The organism is Vibrio ordalii ATCC 33509 (assembly GCA_000257205.1).
GTDB lineage: Bacteria > Pseudomonadota > Gammaproteobacteria > Enterobacterales > Vibrionaceae > Vibrio > Vibrio ordalii.
In genome coordinates, this window is sequence record AEZC01000020.1 from 1 (window position 1) to 11,092 (window position 11,092).

Consider the following 11,092-nt stretch of genomic DNA (forward strand, 5'->3'; position numbering starts at 1 on the left):
AGCGCCTTTAAGCTGTTGCAATGTGCTTTCTGGCCCCATTTCACTAGAACCAATCAATTGTGTTGGTGCTAAGGCTAATAATCCTTCTGCGGATAATTGGCGATGATAACCGATTTTTGGGAGAGCAAGATCGTTTGGAATTTCACTGGTGACATCGACCGCAACAAGTTTATTTTGTGCGCCTAACGCAACGAGGATTTCGGTTACCGCGCTGCCCGCACTGATAATCCGTTCTTGCGCGTAGAGCCAAGGTGAGAAGATGAAGAGTGTTATGGCAGCAAGCCAATGAGAAAGAGATTTGTGTGTCATCGTGTTGTACTCATGAAAATCATACGGTTTTTTAAAAGCGCATATGAATAGGCTATTGGGGATGGTCGGTTAATAACTGAGTGGCAGCGATGCCATTGTCTTGCAAGAACGCCAGCAATTTAACCAATTGCTGCACTTCTGCGGTTTTGTCTGCGCCAATCACGATGGGGCGATCACTCGCTTTGCTTTGCTCTAACAACGCCAATGTGAAGTTATTCCAATCGATATACTGTTTGCCATCGATAGCCCAGTAAGGTTCGTGCGCCAGAAGATTCACTGTGATTGACTGCTTGTTCACTTCACTCACGGTGGGTGAGTCGGTTGTTGGCAGTGAAACGTCTAATGACTCAAATTTAACCGCGGCTGTAAGCAGTAAAAACACCATGACAATGAAAATGATATCCAACAATGGCGTTAAATCTGGCATTAATGCGGATGAGGGAGAATGCGGCGTTTTAATCATGATACGTTAACCACATCATTGTCAGAGACGTCCTCATACGACGTCCTCATACTTAGCTACACGCTCTTGTTTGGTGGTGCAATCATGCGGTAAAGAAACACCTTCGAGCCATAAGTTGACATAATTGAGTGTGTGCTCAAGTTTTGCCATCACTCTGTCAGCCCATACGCCAAGCAGCTGAGCGCTTGTAATTGCGGGAAGCGCGATCAGCAAACCTGCAGCAGTGGTTCGCATCGCAATCCCTAGGCCATCCGCAAGGTCATTTGGCGTAATATTGCCAGAAGAGAGCGCCACCCCTTTGAACATTTCAATCAAACCTAACACAGTGCCAAGTAAGCCTAGCAGCGGGCTGATCACACCAATCAAAGATAAAATGCGCAGTCCAGAATGCAGTTGATGACGCTTTTCTTGCAACCAAATGCCCGCCGCATCTTCACGTAATCCTTTAGAGAAATCGTGATGAGCAAGCAGCATGGCAACCCCTTTATAAAGCAATCGGCGCTTGCTGGAAAATTCACTGGCTAACGCCTCAATTTGCGCTGTATTGGTCGGTGATATTTGGTTGAGCGCACTACCGATTGCACCTTTTCCAACACCAAGGCTAAGCAGTACTTGGAAAAGCCGTTCAGTAATGATCATTGTCGCAAGTGCTGAGCAGACAAAAAGAGGCCAGGCCATCAGGCCAAGTTGTTGTTCTAGTTGAGTAAGTAGTTCCATTATCCTTCCAATTTAAAACGTACTGGGATTTGCACTCTGTGGGCTATTTTTTCGCCGTCTACCACTTGAGGAGAGAATTTCCATTGTTTGATGGCATTAAGAGCTGATTCATCCAGCAGCGCCGCGCCCGACGAAGAGAGCAGCACCTGTTTGATTTGGCGGCCGTTTTCGTCTAACCACACCTCATACATAGCGACCCCTTCAATACCTCGTTTTTGTGCAAGCCTTGGATAAACAGGAGGGGCTGGGCGAGTAACAAAAGACGGCGCATCGACTAATTTCGGTTGATTAGTTGCGCCACTACTGCTTGGGGTGGCGGCAGTTTTCGGTGTCGATTCTGCACTATTTTCATTCTCTACAGAGGATGTCACCGCTTCCTTTACAGGAGTTTGCACTTGTGCTGATTTTGTCGGTATTTTAGGAGCCGGTTTGTCTTTTACCGGTTTTGACTGGCTCTTTTTCTGCACCACTTTTTGCGGCTCTTTTTTTGCTGGTTTGGGCTTGTTGGCTCTCTTTTCTGGAGGTGGGGTTTTTGTTGCTTGCTCTTGTACTACCTGAGCTTGAGGTTGAGCCACAAAGTTAATTGACACTGAGGTGGATTGATTTCCCGCAGGCATGGCAAACACTTTTGATTCGTCATCAACAAACAAGATCGCCGCGTGAATCGCGAGAGATAGACTGCCAGCGACAAGATATCTAGTGAAATTCACGTTGTACTCCATATAAAAACAAAGCGTTCAGAGAGAGGATTATTACCTATCATTTAAATAAGATCAATTATCAATTGTGCATTATCATTTGCATCAAATTATGATTTTATGAATTAAACAATGCGCGTAATAACCTCTCACTACGCCTAGGCTTTCTATGAATATTGCAATGAATTTAGATAAATATGATGAATGCGTTTTGGGGGCCAGAACAGACGACCCACTTCGTTTTGCTTTTGGTCAAAAACATTCCGCTCATGCGGGAGGAGTTGTGACCCCGATTGGTGCGGAGCAACAGCCTCGATTATGGCAACAATTAACGTCGCAGTGCAGTGAGCGCGCCAATAAACGTTGTTTATATATCCATATTCCTTTTTGCCGAGTACGCTGCACATTTTGTAACTTCTTTCAAAATGCCGCGAGTCGAAGCTTAGTCGATGATTACTTCTTAGCGTTGATGCTTGAGCTTGAGCAAAAATCCCAATTGGCTTGGACACAATCGGGTTTATTTCATGCGGTTTATATTGGCGGTGGCACACCGACCGATCTCTCAGCACAACAAATACAGCAGTTAGGCCAAACCATTCGTCGTCTATATCCATTATCAAACGATTGTGAAATCACTTTAGAGGGGCGCATTAACCGTTTCAGTGATGAGATGTTTGAGAGTGCGCTTGAAGGTGGATTCAACCGTTTTTCATTTGGTATTCAAAGCTTTAACACTCAAGTTCGTCGCAGTGCAAAACGGCTTGATGATCGTGAAGTGGTGTTAGAACGCATCACGAATTTGAGTGAAAGAGAAGAAGCGCCCATTGTTCTCGACTTATTGTATGGCTTGCCTTATCAAACCCTAGATGTTTTCGAGCAAGATTTGCAGGACTTCGTCAGTACAGGGGAACAGGGTATCGATTTGTATCATCGGCTGCATTCCACTCTTGTTGACCAATCAACTGAGCACTCCTTGTTAAGCCAGAACCGGAGATAAAGAGTTCAATACAGTTATCGCGTCCGCAATAACAGTGGCGAGTAGGCCCATCACGTTCACTGGTAAAACTTGGCAGCGGATTGTGCCCCCACTCACCACATACGGCGTTCGCACCGACCAATACCTGTTTGTTGATCACAATACCGCCACCGCAACCTGTGCCCAAAATCGCGCCAAAGACTACGTTACCATCTTTGGCGGCACCATCGACCGCTTCAGACAGCGCAAAGCAATTGGCATCATTGGCAATAACAACATTGCGTTGCAGGCGAGCGCACAGATCGGCTTTTAAATCTCGACCATTTAAAAAAGTGCAATTGGCATTTTTGATAAGCCCTGTCGCTGGGCTGATGGCTCCGGGAAGTCCAATCCCGATTTGGCAGTGAGTTTGCGTTTCGCTTTCGGCCATTGCAACCAGTTGACATAAGGTGCTTAGAAAAAGCTCGTACTCATGTGGGGTAGGGGTTCGGTGTTTAAAGAGGGTGTTTCCTGATTTATCCAGTACGCAAATTTCAATTTTGGTGCCGCCAATGTCGAAACCTATCAGCATGATTTTTCCTTATTTTGGATGTTGAGTGTGAGTCCTGACTATGGAATATAGTCTAATAATCAACGTGTTTTGTCTTTGAACTGAACAAGATAACGTGAAGTGGTGAGATTTTTTCTTTTGATTGCTGAGAATTGTTATATTATAACATTTCTCAGCAAGTGATCTTTTTATTGAAAAGGGGAGTATCTATCCCCATAGTTAGGTCATCAATGGGTCAATTCGAATGCAAATCAATTCAGCATTGCAACAAGCAATTATTCAAGTGAGTGTAGATATGGCGGAAGTACGAGCCAGAGTGGATTTCAAAGTCGGTCTAAAAAGCAATATTGACGCCGAAATACTCTCTTTTAGAGGACTGAAAACAGACAAAGAACATGTTGCGGTCATTTTTAAATCCGCAGATGTTACTCAGGAAACTCCTTTAGTCCGTATGCATTCAGAGTGTTTAACGGGCGATGTTTTTCACTCATCACGCTGTGATTGTGGTGAACAATTAGAAGAAACCATTAATAAAATGGGCGAAGTTGGCGGCATCATCCTCTATTTGCGTCAAGAAGGTCGAGGCATTGGTCTGTACAACAAAATTGATGCCTATCGCTTACAAAGTGCGGGGATGAATACTTATGAAGCCAATAATCATCTTGGCTTTGGTGACGACCTGCGTGATTTCACTGAAGCGGCGCAGATGTTGAAAGCGTTAAATGTGACCAAGATTCGTTTAGTCACCAATAACCCTAAAAAAAGTCGTGAGCTGAAGGAGCATGGTATTGAAATTGTAGAGGTCGTGAATACCGCAGCACATATTAAGTCGGGTAATGAAAATTACCTCAAGGCCAAAGTCTCCCATGGCAAACACAACTTAAAACTATAATTCAGACTTATAGATGATAGCCAAAAACCTCATTTCGGTGAGGTTTTTGACGTTTTTACCTTGCAAAAAAATGGATAATTTGTATTATCGGCGACTAAAAGTGCAAATGATAATAATTAGCACTACCACAAGATAAAGCTCAAATCGCCTCAACAAGGATGCTCCCATGAAAGTTAACACGCTTCTTATTCAGTCAATTGCTGCCTCACTTGCCATCACAAGTAGTGCGTCATTTGCCGCTACCGTCACTAAGGAGCAGGTGGTCGAACATTATGCCAATATTGCCCATGCCGTGTTTGCAGATTCGCTGACGACCGCTCAATCATTAGAAAAATCAATTGATCAGTTCTTGATGACTCCCTCGGCGGCTAAATTGGAAGAGGTGAAACAAGCGTGGTTAGCATCGCGAGTGCCTTACCAGCAGTCCGAAGTCTTCCGTTTTGGCAATGCCGTTGTTGACGATTGGGAAGGGCAACTCAATGCTTGGCCTCTTGATGAAGGGCTGATTGACTACGTCGCTACTGATTACCAATATGAACTGGGCAATGAAGGCGCCAGCGCTAACATCATTGCCAACCAAACGCTGAAAATTGGTGCGACAACGATTGATGTCTCGACTATCACACCAGAGCTGATTGCCAGCTTAAATGAAATTGGTGGCTCTGAAGCTAACGTCGCTTCAGGTTATCATGCCATTGAGTTTCTACTGTGGGGCCAAGATTTAAATGGCACCAATGCGGGAGCTGGTGCTCGTGCTTACACAGATTTTGTCGTGGGTAGCGAATGCACCAATAACCATTGTGATCGCCGTGCCCAATACTTAAAAGCGGCTGCTCAACTGCTCGTGCAAGATTTGGCATGGATGGAAAAACAGTGGTCTGCGGATGAAAAAGCCAATTACCGTCACGAATTGCTTGCGGAATCAGCAGACAATGGTTTGCGTAAGATGTTATTTGGTATGGGGTCTTTATCACTGGGCGAATTAGCGGGAGAGCGTATGAAAGTGGCGCTAGAAGCAAACTCGACTGAAGATGAGCACGATTGTTTCTCGGATAATACCCATAACTCTCATTACTATAATGAACAAGGTATTTACAACCTTTATACGGGTTCTTACCAGCGTCAAGACGGAAAGGTACTAACAGGCCCAAGCCTGAATGATTTAGTAGCAAAAAAGGATGCACAAGCAGCTAAAGAGATTCAAAAGCAGTTTGACAGTGCGCGCGCTGAAGTCGGTAAATTAGTCACGTCGGCTGAAAAAGATAATCAGCATTTCGATCAATTGATCGCGGCTAACAATCCTCAAGGCAACGCGATAGTCAATGGAGCCATTATGGCTTTAGTGGCTCAAACCGCTTCGATAGAACGTACCGCTTCAGTGATTGGGATTGATAACCTTAATCCAGATACTGCAGACCACGAATTCTAATAATAAGATGAAAGATCCAAGGGCTCAGATGAGCCCTTTTCCACGTTTACACTGAATAAAGATGTTGAGAAAAGCCCAATGAGATCGTTTTTTACCGTCGCGCTCCTAACCTTGTTTGCCCACCCCGTTTATGCCGATGAGGTGAAATCGGGTGGCAAAACCAGTACAACCAAAGCTGGGCCGAATGCTTACTCGCTTCCTGCGGCCAATTTGCCCATGAGTAAACGGCTCGATTTTAGCGTGGGAAACAGTTTCTTTCGTAACCCTTGGGTGCCAGCGCCATCATCCACTGATGCAAGAGATGGTTTAGGGCCGCTTTTTAACACCAATGGTTGCCAAAATTGTCACATCAAAGATGGTCGCGGCCATCCGCCAGAAAAAAATGACACACATGCCGTTTCGATGTTGGTTCGCCTGAGTATTCCAGCGGTGACGGATGAACAAAAAGCGATCTATGCCAAAGAAGGGGGGATCCCCGAACCCGTCTATGGTGGACAGTTACAAGATTTCGCTTTGCCCGATCAAAAAGCAGAAGGGCAAATCCATATCACTTATCAAGAGGTTGCGGTTGCTTTTACGGATGGCCACCAAGTGATGTTACGCAAACCTAATTTAAAAATTACTGAACTTGGTTATGGCGATATGCATCCTGATACTCAACTTTCGGCGCGTGTCGCCCCGCCAATGATTGGCCTTGGCCTACTTGAAAGCATTGCGGATACCAGCTTATTAGCAATGGCAGACCCTGAAGATAGTGATGGCGATGGTATCTCTGGCAAAGTGAACCGTGTTTGGGATGTAGAAAAAAAAGATTTTGCCATCGGGCGTTTTGGTTGGAAAGCCGGGCAGACTAGTTTAATGCAACAGAATGCCGCGGCGTTTAACGGCGATTTAGGATTGACCAGCCGTTTATTCCCAAAAGAAAACTGCACCGAGAAGCAAACACTCTGTCAAACCTTACCTAACGGCGGCGACCCTGAGGTCAGTGACAACATTCTTGATTTTGTCGAATTCTATTCTCAGCATTTAGCCGTTCCAGTGCGTCGCAATGTCGACGATCCACAAGTGAAGCTGGGTCAATCATTGTTCAAACAAGTTGGCTGTGGGAGTTGCCACCGCACTGACCTTAAAACGGTAAAAAGAACGGATCGCCCAGCCTTGTCAGAGCAAGAAATCCATCCTTACAGTGATTTACTACTGCATGATATGGGCGAAGGGTTAGCCGATAATCGTCCAGAAGCTTTAGCTAATGGACAAGAGTGGCGTACCCCGCCTTTGTGGGGGATCGGCTATACGCAAGAGGTGAGCGGCCATACTTATTTTTTACATGATGGCCGAGCGCGTAATCTCATGGAAGCGGTACTTTGGCACGGCGGTGAGGCGCAAGGTGCCAAAGAGAAAGTACGTCAATTCAATGCCAGCGAACGTAACGCGTTGATCGCTTTTCTTAATTCTTTATAGGGTGCGAGCATGAAATTCCCTCTGTTATTTTCGATAGCGGTTACCAGCGTACTTTCGGCTTGCCAACCCACGCCGAAATCGGCGCTTGAGCCGCAAAAGACCAATCATGTTAGCCAAGGTGTTTATGAGGTTGAATTTGCTGCGGCGCAGCGTTTTGCTCAACAATCGCACCATCTTGCTCAATTATTTGATCAGCAATGTCAGCCGGGCGATGTTGCATTGCCCTTGCTGAAAGAACAGTGGCAGCAAACTATTGGGGCGTGGATGTTTTTACAAGGGCAAGAGAGAGGGCCAGCTAAAGCACTCGAGCAAAGTTGGAACGTACAATTTTGGCCAGATAAAAAAGACACTACCGGGCGAAAAATGAGCCTGTTAGCGAGCAGTGGCAAGCACTGGAGTGAGGAGCAGATTGCAAACCAGAGTGTCACAGTGCAGGGGATTGGCGCATTGGAATGGTTACTCTATGACCCTCAATCGCCGCTTCTGAAAAACCAGCAATTAGAAACTGGCTGTATGATTGGACAAGCGATCAGCGCGAATTTGGCGACGAAATCTCATTTGATTGCTGAGCAATGGCAACAGAATCCATGGTTGATGTTGGATCTGAGCGCTTGGCAAGCCGAATACATTGCGCTGCTCTCCAATCAGCTTGATTACAGCATGAAAAAACTGAGTCGCCCCTTAGCCAATGTCGGCCAGCCACGCCCTTATTTTTCAGAATCGTGGCGCGCCAAAGTCTCTTTGAATAACCTGCAAAGGAATGTGCAAGCGATGCAAGCGCTCTATTTAGCAAAAGATGGTTTAGATCAGATGTTGCGGGAAAGAGATCAAGTCGCCATGGCCGAACGCGTAAAAGCACATTTATCCTTGATGTTGGAAACGTGGCCGCAAACAGCCAGCTTATTTGATTTATTGCAAACGAAAGCAGGCTACCGTGAGGTGCTTGCGCTCTATAACAAGTTCCAACAACTCAATTATTTACTGCATGATGAAGTCGCGGTAGAGCTAGGTGTAGTGATAGGATTTAATGCAACCGATGGTGACTGATCTAACAAGGCGTACGCTACTGAAAGCGGCGTTATTGAGCGCATCAGCTCCCCTGCTGCCGCTGGGGTGCGCCACTACTCGTCGTGACGACCCACAACCGGCTTTGATTGGTTGCGCTATTCATAAAGGCTCGCAGTTTCGCGCCGTTGTAGCCGACGCCCAAGGTCAAGCGATTCACCAATTACCTTTGCCTGCAAGGGGACACGGTGTTGCTATCCATCCTACCTTGACGCATGCGGTCGCTTTTGCCCGTCGTCCCGGTGAGTTTTTGATGGTGTTTAACTATCAAAATGGAGAACTCATCAAATTGCAACTGGCGCAACCCACGCGACATTTTTATGGGCACGGCGTTTACTCAAATGATGGTGCGTTGCTTTATGCAACCGAAGGCGAGAAAGCGACAAGTCGCGGCATTATTGGTGTGTATGATGTGCAGCACAGTTACCAAAAAGTGGCTGAGTTCAGTGGGTTTGGCATTGGTCCTCACGAAGTCATAGTGATGCCAGATGGCAGGCTTGCGATTGGGGTGGGTGGGGTGCATACCTTCGGCCGCGAGCCACTCAACGTAGAGAGCATGATGCCAAGCTTGACCTACCTTTCTCATCAAGGAGAAGTGCTTGAGCAACGGATATTGAACGACCACCATTTGAGCATCCGCCATCTTGCTCATGATGGTGCAGATACTGTGCTGTGCGGCCAACAATACCGAGGTCAGCCGGAAGAGTATCCACCTTTGGTAGCGCTACATCACCAAGGTGGCGAACTCATTCCGCTCTTGGCAGAGCCTGAACAATGGGCAAGATTCAACCATTACATTGCCAGTATTGCGGCGACCGACCAATGGATTTTAGCGACTTCTCCACGAGGTAACTGTTACGGTATTTGGTCAAAAGAGACACTGCAACTGGTTGAGTTGGCCTCTTTGCCGGATGCTTCTGGCGTGGTAGTGCAAGATCAGCAGTTCCAAGTCAGTTCAGGAGCTGGCTTGGTCGTTAATTCACCCTATCCTCAACCTGAAATGCGCACGCGTAGTAATGTCCAATGGGACAATCACTGGTCTGCCATTGATTACTCTCGCCAAAAAAGCTGAGTAAGCGATCTCAATTTGTCTAATGACGATTCTCATTGCATGAGAGTTTATGAAGTTATTGTTGATATCGACAACAACGTTTAGCAGATAGCCGTTTCTTTTGCCATACTGAAATGTGAATCAGCGTTGTTGGATAGATCGGAATGAGTAAAAGCATCCTATTTGCTTTATTATTGATTTTTAGTAGCTTTTCTCTTTACTCTGCCGAGAAGGTACAGCCTTTTGCTGTCTCGCAAGAAAATACCTCGCTGCAATCTTTTATCCAATATCCGCATTTAGTCGAACGAATTTACCAAGAGAATGAGAATCGGCGCATTTGGCAAGATGAGCAGATTGTTCGTCAATTTGAACATCAATTGGAAGTGATTCGCCGAGCGGGGTTTAGCCCTTTATTTTCACGCCAGTTAGCGCAAATGAAAGCGTACCGGAATCAGCAAGCGTTCAACGAATACGATCTGCTGGCGACCGATACTTTACTTTTGTATTTGAGTTATGCTGAGCAAGCTCCCAAAGTCGGTATGGCTTGGTTCTTTGAAAGTAAGCTCAACTCTGCCATTGCTCCACCAAGCCAAGAAGCCTTGTTCGCCCTTCATGTTGCGGTGGAAGTTAACAGTATCGGCGATCTGCTCAATGGTTATGCGCCCAACAACGCGGCTTATGATCAACTGCTACATGCCTATGATTTTCTGCTCAGTACTGAAAATGCAGCGCTCTTGTTGTACAGCCAAAAAGGGTTAAAAAAACCCGGCGATAAGCTCTCACAACGTAATGTGCTTATTGCTCGCTTATCATTAGTTAATATCGATGTTAGCACAGTGCGTGACGACGTAACTTGGTATGACAACAGCTTGGTCAAACCTGTGAAAGAGTTTCAAGCGATGCACGGTTTAAAAGCTGACGGCATGATTGGCCCCGAGACCTTAAAGTGGTTAAATTTGTCTTTGCAGGCACGTCTGTCCATGTTGGCATTAAATGCAGAGCGAACTCGTTTGTGGCCAGAATCAAAAGAGACACAGATCGTAGTCAACGTTCCCAGTTTTGATATGCGTTACTGGTATTTAGGTAAAGAAGTCTTTCAGTCTAAAGTGGTGGTGGGCCGAGTTTCACGTAAAACGCCACTCATGAGCACCAAATTGGATTCTTTGATCCTTAACCCGACGTGGAATGTGCCATACAAAATTATGGTAGAAGATATTCTGCCGATGGTAAAAAAAGATCAAAACTATTTGCGTCAACACAACATTGATATTGTTTCGAGCTGGCGTTCGAACGATCAAATTGACCCAAGCAACATCAACTGGTCGGCGGTGAATCCAGCCTCTTTTCCCTACCGAATGCGTCAGCAAGCGGGGCAAGATAATGCGTTAGGTCTGTATAAATTTAATACGCCCAATCGTAGAGCGATTTACCTACATGATACGCCGAGTAAATACCTATTCAATAATACGTCGCGAGCCTTT

The 11,092-nt window shown here is 45.9% G+C and carries 10 protein-coding genes and 2 pseudogenes; 7 read left to right on the forward strand and 5 right to left on the reverse strand.

Annotation, left to right across the window (positions count from 1 at the left end; genetic code table 11):
* From VOR_RS0101540 to VOR_RS0101555, 4 genes are all read right to left on the reverse strand, one after another.
* Positions 1 to 309: ABC transporter substrate-binding protein (locus tag VOR_RS0101540; RefSeq protein ID WP_010317503.1), on the reverse strand; the 309-nt coding region annotated here is incomplete at its 3' end.
* Positions 310 to 361: 52 nt separating this feature from the next.
* The gene (locus VOR_RS0101545; RefSeq protein ID WP_010317505.1) at positions 362 to 772 is read right to left on the reverse strand and encodes an ExbD/TolR family protein; all 411 of its coding nucleotides are present in this window, start codon (positions 770 to 772) and stop codon (positions 362 to 364) included.
* Positions 773 to 805: 33 nt separating this feature from the next.
* Positions 806 to 1,489 carry a MotA/TolQ/ExbB proton channel family protein gene (locus tag VOR_RS0101550; RefSeq protein ID WP_010317507.1) on the reverse strand — a complete coding sequence of 228 codons (684 nt, stop codon included), beginning with the start codon at positions 1,487 to 1,489 and terminating at the stop codon, positions 806 to 808.
* Positions 1,489 to 2,199: an energy transducer TonB gene (locus VOR_RS0101555; RefSeq protein WP_010317510.1), complete on the reverse strand. Its 711-nt coding sequence runs from the start codon at positions 2,197 to 2,199 to the stop codon at positions 1,489 to 1,491. The genes VOR_RS0101550 and VOR_RS0101555 overlap by 1 nt, the downstream gene beginning before the upstream one ends.
* A 169-nt stretch (positions 2,200 to 2,368) precedes the next feature.
* Between VOR_RS0101555 and VOR_RS17605 the strand changes: the two are divergent.
* Positions 2,369 to 3,115, forward strand: a pseudogene (locus VOR_RS17605) (radical SAM protein); the annotation flags it as partial.
* On the opposite strand, the pseudogene VOR_RS18145 reads toward VOR_RS17605, so the two are convergent.
* Positions 3,102 to 3,734 (reverse strand): annotated as a pseudogene (locus VOR_RS18145) (ROK family protein); the annotation flags it as partial. The pseudogenes VOR_RS17605 and VOR_RS18145 sit on opposite strands and share 14 nt — an antisense overlap.
* Before the next feature lie 223 nt (positions 3,735 to 3,957).
* Here VOR_RS18145 and VOR_RS0101570 point away from each other — a divergent pair.
* The 6 genes from VOR_RS0101570 to VOR_RS16550 all read left to right on the forward strand — a co-directional run.
* On the forward strand, positions 3,958 to 4,605 hold the full coding sequence (locus VOR_RS0101570; RefSeq protein WP_013856740.1) for a GTP cyclohydrolase II: 648 nt from the start codon (positions 3,958 to 3,960) through the stop codon (positions 4,603 to 4,605).
* Positions 4,606 to 4,771: 166 nt separating this feature from the next.
* On the forward strand, positions 4,772 to 6,034 hold the full coding sequence (locus tag VOR_RS0101575; protein WP_010317518.1) for an imelysin family protein: 1,263 nt from the start codon (positions 4,772 to 4,774) through the stop codon (positions 6,032 to 6,034).
* A 78-nt stretch (positions 6,035 to 6,112) separates the two neighbouring features.
* Positions 6,113 to 7,495, forward strand: coding sequence for a di-heme oxidoreductase family protein (locus VOR_RS0101580; RefSeq protein WP_010317520.1), 1,383 nt, complete (start codon positions 6,113 to 6,115; stop codon positions 7,493 to 7,495).
* Positions 7,496 to 7,504: 9 nt separating this feature from the next.
* The gene (locus tag VOR_RS0101585) at positions 7,505 to 8,542 is read left to right on the forward strand and encodes an imelysin family protein (RefSeq protein ID WP_010317522.1); all 1,038 of its coding nucleotides are present in this window, start codon (positions 7,505 to 7,507) and stop codon (positions 8,540 to 8,542) included.
* Positions 8,532 to 9,632 (forward strand): DUF1513 domain-containing protein, encoded by a 1,101-nt coding sequence (locus VOR_RS0101590; RefSeq protein ID WP_029626808.1) that lies wholly within the window; start codon positions 8,532 to 8,534, stop codon positions 9,630 to 9,632. Before VOR_RS0101585 ends, VOR_RS0101590 begins: the two co-directional genes overlap by 11 nt.
* A gap of 143 nt (positions 9,633 to 9,775) precedes the next feature.
* Positions 9,776 to 11,092, forward strand: a 1,317-nt coding sequence (locus VOR_RS16550) for a L,D-transpeptidase family protein (RefSeq protein ID WP_010317526.1), incomplete at its 3' end; no start/stop codon positions are given.

Bases quoted from the DNA above. Each gene is read 5' to 3' on its own strand.
- VOR_RS0101545 (WP_010317505.1), bottom strand. From the start codon at position 772: ATGATTAAAACGCCGCATTCTCCCTCATCCGCATTAATGCCAGATTTA.
- VOR_RS0101550 (WP_010317507.1), bottom strand. From the start codon at position 1,489: ATGGAACTACTTACTCAACTAGAACAACAACTTGGCCTGATGGCCTGG.
- VOR_RS0101570 (WP_013856740.1), top strand. From the start codon at position 3,958: ATGCAAATCAATTCAGCATTGCAACAAGCAATTATTCAAGTGAGTGTA.
- VOR_RS0101575 (WP_010317518.1), top strand. From the start codon at position 4,772: ATGAAAGTTAACACGCTTCTTATTCAGTCAATTGCTGCCTCACTTGCC.
- VOR_RS0101580 (WP_010317520.1), top strand. From the start codon at position 6,113: ATGAGATCGTTTTTTACCGTCGCGCTCCTAACCTTGTTTGCCCACCCC.
- VOR_RS0101585 (WP_010317522.1), top strand. From the start codon at position 7,505: ATGAAATTCCCTCTGTTATTTTCGATAGCGGTTACCAGCGTACTTTCG.
- VOR_RS0101590 (WP_029626808.1), top strand. From the start codon at position 8,532: ATGGTGACTGATCTAACAAGGCGTACGCTACTGAAAGCGGCGTTATTG.